General features: G+C 75.5%; 14 protein-coding genes and 1 pseudogene. 11 read left to right on the top strand and 4 right to left on the bottom strand.

Annotated features, from left to right (window positions below; translation table 11 throughout):
* Positions 1–104 precede the first annotated feature (104 nt).
* The 3 genes from WDV06_RS10490 to WDV06_RS10480 are packed head-to-tail and all read left to right on the top strand — an operon-like array spanning position 105 to position 5343.
* Positions 105–1058, top strand: a complete 954-nt coding sequence (locus WDV06_RS10490) for an oxygenase MpaB family protein (RefSeq protein ID WP_395509371.1) — start codon at positions 105–107, stop codon at positions 1056–1058.
* Positions 1040–3757, top strand: coding sequence for a serine/threonine-protein kinase (locus tag WDV06_RS10485; RefSeq protein ID WP_395509370.1), 2718 nt, complete (start codon positions 1040–1042; stop codon positions 3755–3757). Before WDV06_RS10490 ends, WDV06_RS10485 begins: the two co-directional genes overlap by 19 nt.
* Positions 3754–5343 (top strand): phytoene desaturase family protein, encoded by a 1590-nt coding sequence (locus WDV06_RS10480; protein WP_395509369.1) that lies wholly within the window; start codon positions 3754–3756, stop codon positions 5341–5343. The genes WDV06_RS10485 and WDV06_RS10480 overlap by 4 nt, the downstream gene beginning before the upstream one ends.
* A gap of 33 nt (positions 5344–5376) precedes the next feature.
* Here the strand turns inward: WDV06_RS10480 and WDV06_RS10475 are convergent, their stop codons facing one another.
* Both WDV06_RS10475 and WDV06_RS10470 read right to left on the bottom strand, forming a co-directional pair.
* Complete coding sequence (locus tag WDV06_RS10475; protein WP_395509368.1) at positions 5377–5832, bottom strand: nitroreductase family deazaflavin-dependent oxidoreductase; 456 nt, start codon at positions 5830–5832, stop codon at positions 5377–5379.
* A gap of 97 nt (positions 5833–5929) precedes the next feature.
* Positions 5930–7096, bottom strand: a complete 1167-nt coding sequence (locus WDV06_RS10470; protein WP_395509367.1) for an FAD-dependent monooxygenase — start codon at positions 7094–7096, stop codon at positions 5930–5932.
* Between the two features lie 81 nt (positions 7097–7177).
* On the opposite strand from WDV06_RS10470, the gene WDV06_RS10465 reads away from it, so the two are divergent.
* From WDV06_RS10465 to WDV06_RS10450, 4 genes and pseudogenes are all read left to right on the top strand, one after another.
* Positions 7178–7786, top strand: a complete 609-nt coding sequence (locus WDV06_RS10465) for a TetR/AcrR family transcriptional regulator (protein WP_395509366.1) — start codon at positions 7178–7180, stop codon at positions 7784–7786.
* A gap of 11 nt (positions 7787–7797) precedes the next feature.
* Positions 7798–8166, top strand: a pseudogene (locus WDV06_RS10460) (VOC family protein); the annotation flags it as partial.
* A gap of 104 nt (positions 8167–8270) precedes the next feature.
* Complete coding sequence (locus WDV06_RS10455; RefSeq protein WP_395509365.1) at positions 8271–8705, top strand: DUF6234 family protein; 435 nt, start codon at positions 8271–8273, stop codon at positions 8703–8705.
* Positions 8706–8816: 111 nt separating this feature from the next.
* Positions 8817–10160: an AMP-binding protein gene (locus WDV06_RS10450; protein ID WP_395509364.1), complete on the top strand. Its 1344-nt coding sequence runs from the start codon at positions 8817–8819 to the stop codon at positions 10158–10160.
* 37 nt (positions 10161–10197) lie between these two features.
* Here WDV06_RS10450 and WDV06_RS10445 read toward each other — a convergent pair whose 3' ends face one another.
* Positions 10198–11946 (bottom strand): serine hydrolase, encoded by a 1749-nt coding sequence (locus WDV06_RS10445; protein WP_395509363.1) that lies wholly within the window; start codon positions 11944–11946, stop codon positions 10198–10200.
* A gap of 978 nt (positions 11947–12924) precedes the next feature.
* On the opposite strand from WDV06_RS10445, the gene WDV06_RS10440 reads away from it, so the two are divergent.
* Complete coding sequence (locus tag WDV06_RS10440; RefSeq protein WP_395509362.1) at positions 12925–14040, top strand: NAD(P)H-dependent flavin oxidoreductase; 1116 nt, start codon at positions 12925–12927, stop codon at positions 14038–14040.
* 5 nt (positions 14041–14045) lie between these two features.
* Positions 14046–15605: an acyl-CoA synthetase gene (locus WDV06_RS10435; RefSeq protein ID WP_395509361.1), complete on the top strand. Its 1560-nt coding sequence runs from the start codon at positions 14046–14048 to the stop codon at positions 15603–15605.
* A 13-nt stretch (positions 15606–15618) separates the two neighbouring features.
* Here WDV06_RS10435 and WDV06_RS10430 read toward each other — a convergent pair whose 3' ends face one another.
* Entirely contained in the window at positions 15619–16173 is a 555-nt protein-coding gene (locus WDV06_RS10430; protein WP_395509360.1) for a DinB family protein, read from the bottom strand.
* A gap of 168 nt (positions 16174–16341) precedes the next feature.
* On the opposite strand from WDV06_RS10430, the gene WDV06_RS10425 reads away from it, so the two are divergent.
* The gene (locus tag WDV06_RS10425; RefSeq protein ID WP_395509359.1) at positions 16342–17445 is read left to right on the top strand and encodes a calcium:cation antiporter; all 1104 of its coding nucleotides are present in this window, start codon (positions 16342–16344) and stop codon (positions 17443–17445) included.
* Between the two features lie 267 nt (positions 17446–17712).
* Positions 17713–19212 (top strand): fatty acyl-CoA synthetase, encoded by a 1500-nt coding sequence (locus WDV06_RS10420; protein WP_395509358.1) that lies wholly within the window; start codon positions 17713–17715, stop codon positions 19210–19212.
* The last annotated feature ends 58 nt before the right edge of the window (positions 19213–19270 follow it).

Below are 19270 nucleotides of genomic sequence, written 5' to 3'. Positions count from 1 at the left end.
CCCTGACGGGGCCTTGACGCCACCGGGCCCCGTCCTGACGTACCGCTGACACCCGCCGGTTCCCCCCACGCCGGCTGGGTAGGCTCCCCGGGGGGAGGCGGGCGATGAGCGGAGCTCCGTACGAGGGCGCCGACCCGGGGCTGTACGGACCCGGGTCCGTCACCTGGCAGTGCCACGGCGATCCGGTGATGTGGATCGCCGGAGTCCGCGCGCTCTACCTCCAGGCCCTCCACCCGCGCGCCGTGCGCGGGGTGATGGAGAACTCCGCCTTCGCCGAGGACGCCTGGGGGCGACTGCTGCGCACCGCCGACTTCGTCGGCACCCTCACCTACGGCACCACCGACGCCGCCGAACGGGCCGGCGCCCACGTCCGCGCGGTCCACCGCCGGCTCTCCGCCACCGACCCGGAGACGGGGGAGCGGTTCCCGGTCGACGACCCCGAACTCCTCCTGTGGGTGCACTGCGCGCAGATCGACAGCTTCCTCCACGTACTGCGCAGGTCGGGCTTTCCGCTCAGCGCCGCCCAGGCCGACCGCTATGTGGACGAGAACCGCGTCAACGCCCGCCTCGTCGGCCTCGATCCGGCCGGCGTCCCCGCCGGTACCGCACAGCTGGCCGCCTACTTCGAGCGGGTCCGTCCCCGGCTCGCCGCCGGGGCGGACGCCCGGGCCGTCGACGTGTTCCTGCGCTCACCACCCGTTCCCGCGCTCCTCGTTCCTGGCCGAAACCTGCTGTGGCGTCCGCTCGCCGGACTCGCCTACGCCAGCCTTCCCGGCTGGGCGCACCAGCTGTACGGCCGGCCCGCACCGCCCTCACGCACGGTCACCCGGCGCCTGCGTCTCACGGGTCGCGTGCTGCGCAGCATTCCCGCAGGTCTACGCTGGCAGCTGCCTCCAGGTCACATCTTGAGAGCGATGCGCCGACTGGGCCCCGGGAGCCGCCCTTCCGCGTACACACTGCGTAAGTCAGCGGCCATACTGGACCGGCTGGGGAGGGTGCGATACGACGACGGGCACGATAACGGGGGCGGCTTCAAGACATGGCGGAGTCCAGACTGATCCAGGGCCGGTACCGGTCACTCGATCTGATCGGGCGCGGCGGCATGGGCGAGGTGTGGCGCGCCCGCGACGAGTCGCTGGGCCGGCAGGTCGCCGTGAAGTGTCTCAAGCCGGTCGGCGCCGAACAGGACGCGCACTTCACGCAGGTCCTGCGCGAGCGCTTCCGCCGCGAGGCGCGGGTCGCGGCCTCCCTCCAGCACCGGGGCGTCACCGTCGTGCACGACTTCGGCGACGACAGCGCCGCCGGCGGCCCCCTCTACCTGGTCATGGAGCTCCTGGAGGGCCGCAACCTCAGCCAGCTGATGGAGGAGAACGAGGCGCGCCCGCTCCCCGTCGACGTGGTCCTCGACATCGCGGAGCAGATGGCCGCCGCCCTCGGCTACACCCATGAGCAGGGGGTCGTCCACCGCGACCTCAAGCCGGCGAACATCATGCGGCTCACCGACGGCACGGTGAAGATCTGCGACTTCGGCATCGCCCGGCTGGCCGCCGACATCGGCTTCACCGCCAAGCTGACCGGCGGCGGCATGGCCATGGGCACCCCGCACTACATGTCGCCCGAGCAGATCGCCGGCGGCGAGGTGGACCACCGCAGCGACCTCTACTCCCTGGGGTGCGTCCTCTACGAGATCGCCACCGGGGCGCCTCCGTTCGACCTCGGCGACTCCTGGTCGGTGCTGGTCGGCCACCGCGACACCGCGCCCGTGCCGCCCCGCGACCACCGGCCCGAGCTGCCCGAGTACTTCGAGCGGATCGTGCTGGACCTGCTGGCCAAGCGCCCCGAGGACCGGCCCGGTGACGCCCGCCACCTGCACCGGCGGCTGACCGAGGCGCGCTTCGGCGCGGGCGAGGCGGGCCGCGTCCAGGCCCCCCTGCCGGCGTGGGCCGCCGGGATGACGGCCGGGCGCAAGGCAGGGATCGACGCGCGGCCGGCGAGTGGGGAGTGGGCGGTCCTGACCGGCTCCTGGACGGCGGCCCGCCGCCGGGACGGGGGCCACCCGCTGCCGCCCGGGCAGCCCGCACCCGCGGGCCGCCCCCCGCAGCCGGGCGGTACCACCGCCCCGGACGGCCACGCCCTCCCGGGCAGCCGGTCGGGGGCCGGTGGCGACGTGGCTCCGGGCGGCTGGCCGGTGGCCGGTGGCGATGCCGTGCCGGGTGGCCGGTCCGGGATCGGTGGTGACGTGGTTGCGGGTGGCTGGTCCGGGACCGGAGGCCACCCCGCTCCCGGTACACGCCCGGTCTCCGGTGGCCACGCCGGGTCCGGGGGCTACCCGGTGTCCGGGGGCGGGGCCGTGTCCGACGGTCATTCCGGTCCCGAGGGTGGGTACCGGGCGCCCGGCCCCCTTCCCGGTACGGCGACCGCGCCCGCCTCCGGCACCGCCTCCCTGCCCCTGTCCGGCCGGTCCGCTGGCTCCGGCGGCTCCGGCGGCTCCGGCGGGCACCCCGCCGTGCCCGGCTCCGGTTCCGCGGCCGTTCCCGGTGCCGCCGTGCCCGGGTCCGGCGGCCCCGCGTCCCCCTTCGCGTCGGGTCACCCCGCGCACCCCGCCGTGCCCGGATGGGAGGCCCGGGCGACCGAGCCGGGGACCGGCCCCGCCGTCGGGCCCCACACCGGCGGGTACCCCTTCGGCGCCGGATCCTCCGGCGAGCAGCGGATCCTGCGGCCCGCCCCCGCCGAGGACCCCCGGCTCACCGGCCTCCACGGGTCGGTCGGCACGCACGCCCCCACCGACCCGGGCCGGCCCGACTCCCTCGACGCCGGGCACATCCGCGCCTTCGCCCTCAGCCGGGCCGGCCGGCCCGAAGAGGCCCTCGCCGTGTACGCCGCCGTGGCCGACGGCCGCGCGCGGGTGCTGGGCCCCGACCACGCCGACACCCTGGCCGCCCGCCAGGAGGAGGCGTACGAACTCGGGCGCCTCGGACGGCACGGCGAGGCGTACGAGATGTACCGGACGGTGCTCGCCGCCCGCGTCCGCACCGCCGGCCCGCGCCACCCCGACACCCTGCGCTGCCGCCACAACCTGGCCTGCGCCCTCGGCGCCCTCGGCCGGCACGCCGAGGCGCACGAGGCCGCCGCCGAGGTCGCGGCCGACCGCACCGACGTCCTCGGCCCCGAGCACGTCGACACCCTCCTGACCCGGTACGAAGTCGGCTACGCCCTGGGCCGGCTCGGCCGCTGGAACGAGGCGCTGGGCGTGTTCCGCCAGGTCGCCGCCGCCCGCGAGCGGGTCCTCGGCCGGGACCACCCCGACGCCCTCGCCGCCCGCTACGAGACCGGCATCGCGCTCGGCCGCACCGGCCGCGCCGCCGAGGCCCTCGACCTGTTCCGGGCCCTGGTGCGCGACCGCACCCGGGCCTACGGCGCGGCCGACCCGGAGACCCTGCGGGCGCGGCACGTCCTCGGCGTCAACCTGGGCCGCCTCGACCGCTGGGAGGAAGCGGTGGCCGAAGCCCGCGAGGTGGGCGCGGCCCGCGCCAAGGCGCTCGGCGCGGAGCACCCGGACACCCTGGTCAGCCGCCGCGAACTGGCCGTCGGACTCGGCCGGCTCGGCCGCTGGGACCAGGCGCTGCCCATCTACCGGGAGCTGTCCGGGATCCGCGAGCGCTCCCTCGGCGACGAGCACCCGGACACCGTCCTCGCCCACGCCGACGAGGCCCACTGTCTGGAGCGGCTCGGCCAGGTGTGCTACCAAGAGCCATGACCGCTGACGCAGGCAGCTCCCGGGGTTTCGCGCACGACGTGTACGACGCGGTGATCGTCGGAGGCGGCCACAACGGCCTCGTCGCCGCCGCCTACCTGGCCCGCGCGGGCCGTTCCGTCCTGGTCCTGGAACGGCTCGGGCACACCGGCGGCGCCGCCGTCTCCACCCGGCCCTTCGCCGGGGTCGACGCGCGCCTCTCCCGCTACTCCTACCTGGTGTCCCTGCTCCCGGGGAAGATCGTCCGCGATCTGGGGCTGCGGTTCCGGGTGCGCCGGCGCACGGTGTCCTCGTACACGCCCTTCGAACGCGGCGGCCGCCCGGGCGGACTGCTCGTCGGCGGCGGGGAGGCCCGTACGCGGGAGTCCTTCGCCCGGCTCACCGGCTCCGATCGCGAGTACGAGGCCTGGCGGGCCTTCTACGCCACCACCGGCCGCCTCGCCGAACGCGTCTTCCCCACCCTCACCGAACCCCTGCCCACCCGCGCCGAGCTGCGGGCGCGGATCGACGACGAGCAGGCCTGGCGGATGCTGTTCGAGGAGCCCCTCGGCCGGGCGGTGGAGGAGCGCTTCGCCGACGACCTGGTGCGGGGCGTGGTCCTCACCGATGCCCTGATCGGCACCTTCGCCGACGCCCACGACCTCTCCCTCGCGCAGAACCGCTGTTTCCTCTACCACGTCATCGGCGGCGGCACCGGCGACTGGGACGTGCCCGTCGGCGGGATGGGCGCGCTCACGGACGCCCTGGCCGACGCCGCCCGCGCGGGCGGCGCGGAGATCGTCACCGGGCACGAGGCGCTGCGGATCCGCACCGACGGCACCTCCCCGGCCGAGGTCACCTTCCGGACGGCCGCGGGCGAGGGCACCGTCGTCGGACGCGCCGTCCTGGTCAACGCCTCCCCGAGGGCACTGGCCGAACTCCTCGGCGAGGCCCCGGACCCGGTCGTGCGGGCCCCGGAGGGGGCCCAGTTCAAGGTCAACATGCTGCTGCGCCGGCTGCCGCGGCTGCGCGACACCTCGGTGGACCCCCGCGAGGCCTTCTCCGGGACCTTCCACATCGCCGAGGGCTACGAACAGCTCCGGCGCGCCCACGCCGAGGCCGCCGCCGGGGAACTGCCCTCCGCACCGCCCTCGGAGATCTACTGCCACTCGCTGACCGACCCGACCATCCTCGGGCCGGAACTGACCGCGCAGGGCTGCCAGACCCTCACCCTGTTCGGACTGCACACCCCGGCCCGGCTGTTCGAGAAGGACAACCGGCAGACGCGCGAGGTCCTGCTGACCGCCACCCTCGCCCAGCTCGACGCCCACCTCGCCGAACCGCTCACCGACTGCCTGGCCTTCGACGCCGACGGCCGGCCCTGCATCGAGGCGAAGACCCCGCTGGACCTGGAGCAGGAACTGCGCCTGCCCGGCGGGCACATCTTCCACCGCGATCTGTCCTGGCCCTACGGGGAGGCGGGGCGGTGGGGCGTCGAGACCGAGCACCCGAACGTCCTGCTCTGCGGAGCGGGCGCGGTCCGCGGCGGCGGGGTCAGCGGGATCCCGGGGCACAACGCGGCGATGGCGCTGCTGACCGCTGACCGCTGACCGCTGACCGCTGACCGCCGGCTCCGCCCGGCCTCAGCCGACCCGGGTCGGCTCGATCACCACGATCGGGATGGCCCGGTCCGTCTGCGCCTGGTACTCGTCGTACGCGGGCCACTCGCCGACCATCACCGGCCAGTACGCGCGCTGTTCCTCGGGGGTCGCGGTGCGCGCCGTGCCCTGCATGACCTCGGGTCCGACCTGGATGCGCACCTCCGGGTGGGCGGTGAGGTTCCGGTACCACAGCGGGTGTTCGGGGGCACCGCCCTTCGAGGCGACCAGGAGGTAGCGGCCGTCGGCCTCGCCGTAGATGAGCGGGGTCCGCACCGGCCTGCCGGAGACCCGGCCCACGGTGGTGAGCAGGAGGGTCCGGGTGCCGCGCCACTCGTGGCCCTCGGCCCCGTTCGACTCGACGTACTGGCGGAGGTGGTCGAGCTGCCAGCTGCCCGGCTTGGGGTCGGTGGGGTGGTCCCAGTCGATGTCGGTCGTCATGCTGTTCTCCCTGTGTCCGGTCGCACGGTCAACACCCTCGACAACGAGTCCCAACGCGCTCGGGCACGGCGGGCATTCCGCCCCGCCTCGTTCGCCCCTACCCGGCCCGTCCGGGCAGGGTGAAGCCGTTGAACAGGTCGTCCAGGGCGCGCAGCGAGGCCCCGGCGGGGACGGCGCGGAAGGCGAGGTCGCGGGCCGCGACGGCCAGGGGGTGCCCCAGGGCGGCGACCCGGCCGGCCCGGCGGGCGCGGACCCGGATGGCGTCGGTCCGGGCGAGCCGGGCCCGGGTGTAGGCGGCCAGGGCGGCCGGTACGTCGGGACGCGCGAGGAGGTGGGCCAGCACGACGGCGTCCTCGACGGCCTGGCAGCCGCCCTGCCCGAGGTTGGGGGTCATGGCGTGCGCGGCGTCGCCGATCCAGGCGGTGCGCCCGTGGTGCAGCCGGGGGAGCGGGGCGGCGAGGTCGTACAGGTCGTGCTGGAGCACCCGCGCGGGGTCGATCCGCTCCAGCAGGGCGGGGACCGGATGGTGCCAGCCGCCGAAGCGGCGCAGGAGTTCGGCGCGGACGTCGGCGGGCCGGTACCCCTCGGGGACGACGGCCGTGGCGTACGCGTACAGCCCTCCGCCGGCGAGCGGGACCGTCCCGAAGCGTTCGCCGCGCCCCCAGGTCTCGGCGGCGGTGACGCCTGCCGGGGCCGTGCCCGAGGGCAGCACGGTGCGCCAGGCGGTCTCGCCGGAGTAGTGCAGCCCGGGGTGGTGGGGGAAATGACGGCGGCGCAGCGGGCTGTGGATGCCGTCGGCGGCGACGACCGCGTCGGCGGTGAGGTCCCCGGCGGCGGTACGGACCACCGCGTGCCCGCCGGCGTCGTCCACGGCGGTGACGGCGGCCCCGTACCGCAGGGCGCCTTCCGGGAGCTCGGCGGCCAGCGCGGCGGTCAGCGCCGCCCGGTGCAGGGCCAGCGGGGTCCGGCCGTAGCGGGCGGTGAGGGCGGCGGGGTCGGCCCGGTTGAGCCAGCGGCCGCCGGGGCGGCGCAACCCCATCGCCACCGCCCCGGTGCGGCCCGCGCCCGGGGCGGGGTCGAAGCCGATGGCGTCGAAGGCGCGCAGGGCGTTGGGGGCGAGCACGATGCCCGCGCCGGCGGCGGTGGGCCCGTCCGCCCGCTCGCACACGGTGACCTTCCAGCCCTGGCGGCTCAGGGCGAGGGCGGCGGTGAGCCCGCCGATCCCGGCTCCGGCGACGACGGCGTGGCGCTGGCGTACGGGCATGGCACGGCCTCCTGCGTTCGGAAAGGATCCTCTACATCCGTAGAGGGATCATCGCTCACTCTACAGCTGTAGAGTGACTGCATGTCCACCCAGGAACCCGCCCCCGCCCCCGGATCCGCCCCGGACCGCCGGACGCTGATCGCGGACACCGCGATCGGCCTCGTCGCGTCCGGCGGTCTGCGCGGCCTCACGCACCGCGCCGTCGACGGCGCCGCCGGACTCCCTGCGGGCAGCACCTCGTACTACTTCCGGACCAGGACCGCCCTGATCGCCGCCTGCTACCGCCGCCTGGCCGAACTGGACGTATCGGAGGGCCCGTTGGACCCGCCGGCCGACCGTGACTCCGCGGCCCGTGCCTTCGGTGCCCTGCTGCACCACTGGATGACGGCGGGCCGCGAACGCCAGCTGGCCCGCTTCGAGTTGAGCCTGGAGGCGGCGCGCAACCCCGAACTGGAGCCGGACCTGCGCGAGGCGGGCCTCGCCGTCCGGGCGCGGGCGGCGGCCGTCCTGGCCGCGCTGGGCGCGCGGGAGCCGCAGGAGAGCGCCGAACTGCTGGCCGCCTGGACGGACGGCCTGCTCTACGACCGCCTCGCGGGCGCCCTCGCCCACGCCCGCCCCGCCCCGGACCCGGCCGAACTCACCGCCACGGTCCGCCGCATGCTCGACGCGGTACTGGACACCGCCCTCTGAACTCTCCCGTCATGATCGCCGAACTGCAGTGCGTGGTGCTGGACTGCCCGGAGCCCCTCGAACTCGCCCGTTTCTACGCGGCGTTGCCGAGCGGTGAGGTCAACCGCCCCGACCGGCGCTGGACCTGCGACGAGCACTGGGCCACGCTCCACACCCCCACCGGCGCGGTCCTCGCGTTCCAGCAGGTCCCCGGCCACCGGCCGCCGCGCTGGCCCGACCCCGCCCACCCCCAGCAGGCCCACCTGGACCTCACCGTCCCGGACCTCGACGCCGCCCAGCACCAGGTCCTCGCCCTCGGCGCCACCCTCCTGGACCCCACCCCGTCCGCCCGGGGCTGGCGCGTCTACGCGGACCCCGCGGGCCACCCCTTCTGCCTGATCGCCGAACCCGCCTGTGCCGTACGGGACAAGGGCGGGCGGACCCGCGGGGCCTCTGAGTACCCGTACTCATGTGTTCCGCGGCACCGCCCCGGCAGGGTGGCGGCATGACACACGCACCGCGCGACACCCCCGGCCCGCGTCCGCGCCGGCACTGGCCGTGGTCCCGCCGGACCTCCACCGGCGCCGACGTCACCGTCGCCGTCCTGCTGTTCCTCCTCGAAGCCGTCGTGCTCGTGCTCGGCCTCTTCGGGCACGGCATGGAGGGGTGGGCCGCGCAGGGGGACCGGGAGCGGATCGAGGCGGCCGAGCTCGCGGGGCGGGTGTGGCTGTCGCGGTGCCTCGTCGCCGTGCTGGTCCTCGCCGTGGTCGCGATGGTGTCGCGGGCCCGCTGGACGGTGGTGGCCCACCTCCTGCTCGCCGCCGGGGTCGCCGCCCTGCTCGTCCTCGACCAGCACGACCGTGACCGCTCCCACCCCACTCCCGAGCCCCGCCCGCGCCTGGAGTTCACGCTCTGCCTCAGCGGCGACAGGTGCGACTGACCGGTTGGACGTTCCGCCGAAGCGGGCCTTCCCCGATGGTCGGGACGGCGCATTGCCCGGGCCGGGGGAGGGCGGCTTGGCTGGGCGGGATCAAGGGGGAGGGACGGCAACATGGCATCGCTGCTCGACGGGTGTACGCCCTGGCCGGAGGAGTTCGTCGACCACTACTGGGCGGCCGGGCACTGGCAGGGCAACACCCTGGACAACCTGCTGCGCGGCTGGGCCCTGAGGTACGGGCCGCGCACCGCGCTCGTGCACGACGGCACCCGCCTCACGTACGCGCAGCTCAACCGGCGCGCGGACCGCATGGCCGCCGGGTTCCGGGGGCGTGGGCTGCGGCCCGGGATGCGGGTGGTCCTCCAGCTGCCGAACGTCCCCGAGTTCGTCGTCACCGCCTTCGCGCTGATGCGCGCCGGGCTGGTCCCCGTGTTCTGCCCGCTCTCCTCCCGGGAGCCCGAGGTGGCCGGCGTCGTACGCACCGCCCAGGCGGTCGGCTACGTCGGCCCCTCCACGCACCAGGGCTTCGACCACACGGCGATGGCCGCGCGCATCGCCGCCCGATGGCCGTTCCTGCGGCGGGTGTTCACGTACGAGACGCCGGGCTCCGAGTCCCCGTACGGCGGCCTCACCACCGACCCGTCCAACTGCCAGTACGCCCCGCTGGGCTCCCTCGACGCCCCGCCCGAGCCGGCGCTCCCGCAGAGCGCCGGCCAGGTGGCCTTCCTGCTGGTGTCGGGCACCGGCGTGCTCGTCCCGCGCACCCACGACGACTTCGCCCACCAGGCGACCGCCGCGGCGCGGTCGGTGGCGCTCGGGGAGGACGACGTCTACCTCGCCGCACTGCCCGCCGAGGCCGATCTCGCCCTGGGCGCCCCCGGCGTCATCGGCGCCCTGTCGGCCGGCGCCACCGTGGTCCTGGCCGATGCGACCGACCCCGCCGCCTGGTTCGCCGCCCTCGCCCGGGAGGGGGTGACCGTGACCGCGCTGACCCCCGACACCGCCCGGCGCCGGCTCGACGCCCTCCCGGCCACCGGGCCGGCCCCCTCCGCCCTGCGCCTCGCGCAGATCGCCGGGACGCCCCCGGACCGTACGGTCGCCGAGCGGATCGGCACGGCCCTCGACTGCCGTGTCCAGCAGGTCTTCGGCACGCCCGAGGGCCTGCTCACCCTCACCCGGCCCGCCGACCCGGACGACGCGGTCCTCGCCACCCACGGCCGCCCGCTCTCGCCCGACGACCAGATCCGCCTGGTCGACGACGGGGGCGACCCCGTCCCCGACGGCACGCCCGGCGAACTCCTCGCCCGGGGACCGCACACGATCCGCGGCTACTACCGGGCCCCCGACCACGACGCCCGCGCCTTCACCCCCGACGGCTACCTCCGCACGGGCCACCTCGCCCACCGCACGCCGGACGGCGACCTGGTGGTGACGGGCCGCTGCGACGACGCGGCCTGACCGGGGCGGCCGGGGGTGCGCGCAGGGGTCGTCGAGCCTAGTCCGACGAGCGGGTCCAGCCCGTGGGTTCGAGGCGGGTGGCGTCCCGGGGGCGGTCCTCTGAGAAGAGCAGGGCCCGGGGTTCGGAGACGCTGATGACGTCCACGTAGACACCGCGGCCCACGTAGCGGCCCGTCGCCGCGTGGCGGAAGCGGAGTCTGACCTCGCGGCCGGCCCAGGTCGGCAGGGGGGCCTCCAGGCGGTGCCAGACGCGGCCCGACCAGCCGCCCGCGGAGCCCTGCGGCCACTGCTCGGCGGCGCCGCCCGTGGTGCGGACCGTGGAGAAGGGGACGGGCTGCCAGGCGGTGCCGTCCGCCGAGGCCTCCAGGTGGAAGGCCCCGGCGCCGGGGACGGTGTCCCACCAGACCGCGCAGCGCAGCCGGGCCCCGTCGGTCGCGGGGGTCAGCGGGGGGAGGGTGAGGGTGCCCGACCCGCCGGTCTCCATGCCGGAGAACCAGGCCGGGCCGCCGTGCTTCGTGCGGACGGGCACGGCCCGGGCGAAGCGGTTGCCGGTGGCCACGCGGGGGGCGCTGCCGGCCCGCCAGGTGCGGACGGGGTGCACGGAGTTGCCGAGGAGGACGAGGAAGGAGTCGGTGGAGGGGTCGAGGACCAGGGAGGTGCCGGTGAAGCCGGTGTGGCCGGCCGAGTGGGGGGTGGCCATGGCGCCCATGTACCAGTGCTGGTAGAGCTCGAAGCCGAGGCCGTGGTCGTCGCCGGGGAAGGCGGTGTTGAAGTCGGTGAAGAGGAGTTCGACGGAGGCGGGACGCAGGATGCGGCGCCCGGCGTAGGAGCCGCCGTCGAGGAGGGCGCGGGAGAGGACGGCCAGGTCCCAGGCGGTGCCGAAGACGCCGGCGTGGCCGGCGATCCCGCCGAGGGCGTACGCGTTCTCGTCGTGGACCTCGCCCCAGACGAGCCCCCGGTCCAGCCCCGACCAGGGCGGACGCTGCACCTCGGTGGCGGCGGTGGAGCGGCGCCAGGCGCGCGGGGGGTTGTAGCGCGTGCGGTGCATGCCGAGCGGAGCGGTGATCCCGTCGTGGACCAGGGTGTCCAGGGTGCGGCCGGTGATCCGTTCCAGGAGCAGCTGGAGCGTGATCAGGTTCAGGTCGGAGTACCGGTACACCGTTCCGGGGGTGTCCTGCGGACGCACCGACCACAGGAGCCTCAACTGCCCCTCGCGGGTGGACTCCTGGTAGAAGGGCGCCCAGGAACGCAGCCCCGAGGTGTGCGTCAGCAGCTGCCGGACGGTGACGGCCTCCTTGCCGCCGCCCGTGAACTCCGGCAGGTACCGGTCCACGGGCGCCTCCAGCTCCAGCCGGCCCCGCTCCATCTGCTGCACGGCGACGACGGAGGTGAACAGCTTGCTGAGGGAGGCCAGGTCGAAGACGGTGTCCTCGGCCATCGCGATCCGCTCGGCGGCCGGGAACTCCCTGGGCCGGTCGGTGCGCCCGTCGTAGTCCGCGTACCGGACGGCGTCGCCCATGGCCCGGTGCAGGGCGACCGTGCGGCCCCGGCCCGCGAGGACCACCGCCCCGGCGTAGTAGGGGTGTTCGGGGGAGGGGCCGAGGAAGCGCCGGGCCTCCTCCGCCACGGCCTCCAGGTGCCGCTCCAGCAGCCCGGCCTGCCGGGCGGACCCGTACCGCAGGCGCAGCCCCTGGAGGGCCCGCCGCTCGGCCGGCCCGCCCGCGGCCGCCGCCGGCCCGCCCGGCAGGGCCGCGTGCAGCGCGAGCACCCCCGCCAGCGCCAGCAACCGGGCCCCGAGCCGCCGCCGACTGGGTCCGGCGCCGGCCGGATCCCCGTCACCCTCTCCGGCCCCGGCGAGAACGGGAACGACGGCGCCACCACCGCCCCCGACCCCAACCGCAACACCCGCCACCCCGGCCCCGCCCGGTGTCGGGTTGCCGGTCCCGGCGCGTGCCAGGCTCCCGTCCGCTGTCCCGGCTGTGGCCGCCGGCCCGGTCCCGCCCGCCGCCCCCGCCGCGGCGCTGTCTGTCGCCCCGCTCCCGCCCGGTGCCGGGGTCCCGACCGGTGCAGGGGTTCCGGTCCCGTCCGCCCCCGGGGTTCCGCCCGGTGTCGGGGTTTCGGTCCCGCCCCGTGCGGGGGTTCCGGCCGGTGACGGGGCCGCCTCCCCGGCCGCGGCGTCGTCCGGCGCCCTGGTCCCGGCCGGTGTCGGGGGCGTGGCCGTGCTCCGGGCGGCGGATCCGGTTTCCGGCCCGGCTTCGCGACCGGCGGCCTTCCTCGCCCCGTGCCCCGTTCCGGCCCACGGCCCGGTGCCGTTCCCGCCCGCGGCGCGGGCGGCTCCGCCGTCGGCCGCCCCGCCGTCTCCCGTCGCGCCCGCCCCCGTCGCTGCCGTCATGATCGGCCCTCCTGTCCGCTTCGCACTGCCCTCCGCGCGCAGCTCCCGCGCCGCTTGCCGTATGCCGCCGGCCGCCGTGCTGCCCGCCGTTCACCGCCCGCGCCGTTCACCGGCCGCGCCGCTCGGCGCCTGCCGCCGCCCGCCGCCTGTCGTCGGGCCGGCGCCGGTGGGGTCGGCGCGGTCCGGGCCGGTGTGTGCCGGGTGCGCCCCCGCACGGACCCCGGATCCGCCGAGCCCGCCGCAGGCGTTCCGCACGCTACTGGGTATCTGCCCCTCCGCCGCGTACCCTCCGCACGGGCCGGGCCGGAAGAATCTGACACTGCATCAGAAATTCTCTTCCCTCGGCCGCCCCGCTACGGCATCCTCACGCCCATGGAGACGGAGCTCAGCAAGAAACTGGGAGTCGAGCACGCCATCTTCGGCTTCACGCCCTTCCCGGCGGTCGCCGCTGCCATCACCCGCGCCGGCGGCTTCGGCGTCCTCGGCGCGGTCCGCTACACCGCTCCCGGCGACCTGGAACGCGACCTCGACTGGATGCAGGCGCACACCGACGGCAAGCCCTACGGCCTCGACGTCGTCATGCCCGCCAAGAAGGCCGTCGACGGCGTCGGCGAGGCCGACATCGAGGCGATGATCCCGGCCGCCCACCGCGCCTTCGTCCGCGACACCCTCGCCAAGCACCACGTCCCCGAGCTCGCCGAGGGCGAGGCCTCGGGCTGGCGGATCACCGGCTGGATGGAGCAGGTCGCCCGGAGCCAGCTCGACGTCGCCTTCGACTACCCCATCAAACTCCTGGCGAACGCCCTCGGTTCCCCGCCCGCCGACGTCATCGCGCGCGCCCACGACCACGGGGTCCTCGTGGCCGCCCTCGCCGGCAGCGCCAAGCACGCCCGCCGCCACGCCGAGGCCGGCATCGACGTCGTCGTCGCCCAGGGCTACGAGGCCGGCGGCCACACCGGGGACATCGCCACCATGGTCCTGGTCCCCGAGATCGCCGACGCCGTCGCCCCGCTCCCCGTCCTCGCCGCGGGCGGCATCGGCAGCGGCGAGCAGATCGCCGCCGGGCTGGCCCTCGGGGCCCAGGGCGTCTGGCTCGGCTCCCTGTGGCTGACCACCACCGAGGCCGAACTGCACTCCCGCGCCCTCACCGAGAAGCTCCTCGCCGCCGGTTCCGGCGACACCGTCCGCTCCCGCGCCCTCACCGGCAAACCCGCCCGCCAGCTGCGCACCGAGTGGACCGACGCCTGGGACGACCCGGCCGGCCCCGGCGCCCTCCCCATGCCCCTCCAGGGCCTGCTGGTGGCCGAAGCCGTCTCCCGGATCCAGAAGTACGAGGTCCGCCCGCTGCTCGGCACCCCCGTCGGCCAGATCGTCGGCCGGATGAACTCCGAACGCAGCGTCCAGGCCGTCTTCGACGAGCTCACCGCCGGCTTCGAGCGCGCCATCGACCGCGTCATCCGCATCGCCGGCCGCTCCCGAGAGGTGTGATCAGCATGACCGACCCGTCCCAGCCCCCCAACGGCTTCTGGGCGCAGGCCGCCGCCGACCCCGGGCGCACCGTCCTCGTCACCCCCGAGGGCGAGGAGTGGTCGGCCGGACGGCTGCACGCCGACGTCAACCGCCTGGTCCACGGGCTGCGCGCCGCCGGGATGGAGAAGGGTGACGCCTTCGCCGTCGTCCTGCCCAACGGCGTCGAGTTCTTCACCGCCTACCTCGCCGCCTCCCAGGCCGGCTTCTACCTGGTCCCGGTCAACCACCACCTCGTCGGCCCCGAGATCGCCTGGATCGTCTCCGACTCCGGCGCCAAGGTCCTCATCGCCCACGAGCGCTTCGCGCAAGCCGCCACCGCCGCCGCCGACGAGGCCGGACTCCCGGCCGGCCACCGCTACGCCGTCGGAACCGTCCCGGGCTTCCGCCGGTACGCCGAACTCCTCGGCGGCCAGAGCGCGGAGCCCCCCGCCGACCGCACCCTCGGCTGGGTCATGAACTACACCTCCGGCACCACCGGCCGCCCTCGGGGCATCCGCCGCCCCCTGCCCGGCAAACTCCCGGAGGAGACCTACCTCGGCGGCTTCCTCGGCATCTTCGGCATCCGCCCCTTCGACGGCAACGTCCACCTCGTCTGCTCGCCGCTCTACCACACCGCCGTGCTCCAGTTCGCGGGCGCGTCCCTGCACATCGGCCACCCGCTGGTGCTGATGGACAAGTGGGGCCCCGAGGAGATGCTGCGCCTGATCGACCGGCACGCCTGCACGCACACCCACATGGTGCCGACCCAGTTCCACCGCCTCCTCGCCCTCCCCCAGGAGACGAGGGACGCCTACGACGTCTCCTCCATGCGGCACGCCATCCACGGCGCCGCCCCCTGCCCCGACCACGTCAAACGGGCGATGATCGACTGGTGGGGCCGGTGCGTCGAGGAGTACTACGCGGCCAGCGAGGGGGGCGGGGCCTTCGCCACCGCCGAGGACTGGCTGAAGAAGCCGGGAACCGTCGGCAGGGCCTGGCCGATCAGCGAGCTCGCGATCTTCGACGACGACGGCAACCGGCTGCCGCCCGGAGAGCTGGGCACCGTCTACATCAAGATGAACACGGGCGGATTCAGCTACCACAAGGACGAGGGCAAGACCCGCAGGAACCGCATCGGCGACTTCTTCACCGTCGGCGACCTCGGCCTGCTCGACGACGAGGGCTACCTCTTCCTCCGCGACCGCAAGATCGACATGATCATCTCGGGCGGGGTGAACATCTACCCGGCCGAGATCGAGTCCGCCCTCCTCACCCATCCGGCGGTCGCGGACGCCGCGGCCTTCGGGATCCCGCACGACGGCTGGGGCGAGGAGGTCAAGGCCGTCGTCGAACCCGCCGAGGGTCACGAGGCGGGCGAGGAACTCGCCGCCGAGATCCTGCGCCACTGCGAAGGGCGGCTGGCCGGCTACAAGCGCCCGAAGTCGGTCGACTTCATCGAGACGATGCCCCGCGACCCCAACGGCAAGCTCTACAAGCGCCGCCTGCGCGACCCCTACTGGGAGGGCCGCGAGCGCGCGGTGTAGGACGCGGCCGACGTCACATGCCGACGGTCCCGTCGATCCGCTCCCGCAGCAGATCGGCGTGGCCGTTGTGCCGCGCGTACTCCTCGATCATGTGGATCAGCACCCACCGCAGCGACACCTTCCCCCGCCACGGGGACTCGCCCTCCACGTCCAGGTCGGGGGCCGCGGCGGTGAACCGGTCCGCGAACTCCACCTCCTCGCGCCAGGCCGCCCAGGCCCGCGCCGCGGCCCCCGGACCGGACACCGCGCCGTCGAAGTCCCCGTCCGGATCCGCCGCCGAGGAGAAGCGCGGCTCCACGTCCTGCCCGTCCAGCACCCGCCGGAACCAGTTCCGCTCCATATCGGCCAGATGGCGGACCAGGCCCAGCAGCGAGAGCGTCGACGGCTCCACCGACCGCCGGGACAACTCCTCGTCCAGCCCGGCGCACTTGAGCTCCAGCGTCGTGCGCTGGGCCGCCAGCATCGCCAGCAGCATCGGCCGCTCGTCGCCCGTCGCCGGGCCCTCGAACCGGTTCCCGCTCCGCGCGGCCTCGATCAGTTCCACTCGTCTCGTACGGTCACTCGTCATGTACGGATCATGATTCATCGCCGGGGCCGCCCGGAACCCCCGCCGCCCGCGGGAGCGCGCCGGACCGGCCGGCGGACAGATCCGTCATGTCGTGAGAAGTGCCACTCCGGCGCCCCGGCCGCGCGCCCCGCACCACGTCCGGGCGGCCGGTCTGGCACCTTGGCTGACATGAGTACGGCAACGCGCAGATCCCCCCTGACCGACTGGACCGTCCTGGTCCCCGTGGCGGCGCTCGCCGCGCTCGTCCTCAGCTGGGGCCGCGACCTGCCCGGAGTCCTGGTGGGCCTGGTCGCCCTCTGCCTCGCGGGCGCGGTCCTCGCGGCCGTCCACCACGCCGAGGTCGTCGCCCATCGGGTCGGCGAACCCTTCGGCTCGCTCGTCCTCGCGGTCGCCGTCACCGTCATCGAAGTGGCCCTCATCGTCACCCTGATGGCCGGAGGCGGGGACAAGACCGCCTCCCTCGCCCGCGACACCGTCTTCGCCGCCGTCATGATCACCTGCAACGGCATCGTCGGCCTGTCCCTGCTCGTGGGCGCCCTGCGCAACCGGGTCGCCGTGTTCAACGCCGAGGGGTCCGGCGCGGCCCTCGCCACCGTCGCCACCCTGGCCACACTCAGCCTGGTCCTGCCGACCTTCACCACCAGCAAGCCGGGCCCCGAGTTCTCCAGCGCCCAGCTGACCTTCGCCGCCGTCGCCTCCCTCGCCCTGTACGGGCTGTTCATCGCCGTCCAGACGGTCCGCCACCGGGACTACTTCCTGCCCGTGGCCACCGCGAACACCCCCGACGGCGAGGACGGGCACGCCGATCCGCCCACCGCCCGAGCCGCCCTCACCAGCCTCGGCCTGCTGCTCGTCGCCCTCGTCGCGGTCGTCGGCAACGCCAAGGCCGTCTCCCCGACCATCGAGAAGGGCGTCGCCGACGCCGGACTCCCCCAGGCCGTCGTCGGCGTCATCATCGCCCTGCTCGTCCTGCTCCCGGAGACCCTCGCCGCCGTCCGCGCCGCCCGCCGGGACCGGGTCCAGACCAGCCTCAACCTCGGCTACGGCTCCGCCATCGCCAGCATCGGCCTGACCATCCCGGCCATCGCCCTGGCCTCCGTCTGGCTGAAGGGCCCGCTGCTCCTCGGCCTCGGCCCCACCCACATGGTGCTGCTCACCCTGACCGTGGTGGTCGGCGCCCTCACCCTCGTGCCCGGCCGCGCCACGCTCCTCCAGGGCGGGGTGCACCTCGTCCTGCTGGCCGCCTACCTCTTCCTGGCCGTCAGCCCGTAGCGCCCGCCGGGGTCGGCGCCGCGTACAGCGCGATCCCGGCCGCCCGCGGCTCGGCGGCCGAGTCGGCGAGCGCCCGCCGCGGGCCCACGCGTGCGGGATGCCGTACTCGGTGTACCGGATGACGGCCGAGAGCCCGCCGCCGGACGCCGAGGAGCCCGCGGGGGCCGGCGGCCCTTTGCAGCCGCCCCGACGGACTGTCAACACCCCGCTGCGGCAGGCCGCCGCACCGATCTTGACCAGGCCGCGCCGCGGGACGAGGATCGCGCCATGACGGCAGTACGGCACCACACGGTCGACGGACTCCTGCGCGCCGCCGCCCGGCGCCACCCCGACAGGACGGCCCTGCGCTACCGGGAGCGGACCTGGACGTACCGGGAACTCGACGCGGCGGTCTCCACCGGCGCCGCCGTTCTGCGGCAGCGGTACGGGCTGGCCCCCGGCGACCGGGTCGCGGCCTTCGCCCACAACTCGGACGCCTACCTGATCGCCTTCCTCGCCTGCGCCCGGGCCGGGCTCACCCACGTCCCGGTCAACCAGAACCTCACCGGCGACGACCTGGCGCACATCCTCGGCGACTGCGCGAGTGCCCTGGTCCTGGCGGACCCGGCCCTGGCGGACCGGGTCCCCGGCGGGCACCCCGTACGGGCCCTGCGCGACGCGCCCGGCTCCTTCCTCGCCGAGCTGGCCGGCCCCCGGCCCCACGAGGCCTCCTGCGACCCCTCCGCGGTGGTGCAGCTGCTGTACACCTCGGGGACCACGGCCCTGCCCAAGGGCGCGATGATGACGCACCGGGCGCTGGCGCACGAGTACGAGAGCGCGATCGACGCCCTGGACCTCGCGCAGGAGGACCGCCCGGTCCACTCGCTGCCGCTGTACCACTCCGCGCAGATGCACGTGTTCCTGCTGCCGTACCTGGCGGTGGGCGCGGACAACACCGTCCTGGACGGGCCGGCCGCCGAGGAGCTCTTCGACCTGGTGGAGTCGGGCCGGGCCGACAGCCTGTTCGCGCCGCCCACCGTGTGGATCGCGCTGGCGAACCATCCGCAGTTCGCCGAACGGCGGCTGGGCGCCCTGCGCAAGGCCTACTACGGGGCCTCCGTCATGCCGGTCCCGGTCCTGGAACGGCTGCGGGAGCGGCTGCCGGGGCTGGGCTTCTACAACTGCTTCGGGCAGAGCGAGATCGGCCCGCTGGCCACCGTGCTGGGGCCGGACGAGCACGAGGGGCGGATGCAGTCCTGCGGCCGGCCGGTGCTGCACGTGGAGGCCAAGGTGGTCGACGAGGACGGAGCCGAGGTCCCCGACGGCACGGCGGGCGAGGTGGTCTACCGCTCGCCGCAGCTGTGCCTGGGCTACTGGAACGACGGGGAGGCCACCCGCACGGCCTTCCGGGACGGCTGGTTCCGCTCCGGTGACCTCGCCGTGCGGGACGCGGAGGGCTACTTCACCGTCGTCGACCGGGTCAAGGACGTCATCAACTCGGGCGGGGTGCTCGTCGCCTCCCGGCAGGTGGAGGACGTGCTCTACACCCATCCGGGGGTGGCCGAGGCGGCCGTCGTGGGGCTCTCCGACGCGCGGTGGATCGAGGCGGTCACGGCCGTGGTCGTCCCGCGCGGGGAGGTCACGGAGGCCGAGCTGATGGCGTACGCCCGCGAGCGGCTCGCCCACTTCAAGGCTCCGAAGCGGGTGCTGTTCGTGGAGGCCCTGCCGCGCAACGCCAGCGGCAAGATCCTCAAGCGGGAGCTCCGCGACCGCCTCGGCAGCCCCTGAACCCCGCGCCGGCCGGGTCCCGCGCGGTACGGACCCGGCCGGCGGCAGAGGCGGGGCG

The sequence above is a fragment of the Streptomyces racemochromogenes genome (assembly GCF_044129415.1).
GTDB lineage: Bacteria > Actinomycetota > Actinomycetes > Streptomycetales > Streptomycetaceae > Streptomyces > Streptomyces racemochromogenes_A.
This window is presented reverse-complemented; position numbering and strand designations above follow the sequence as displayed.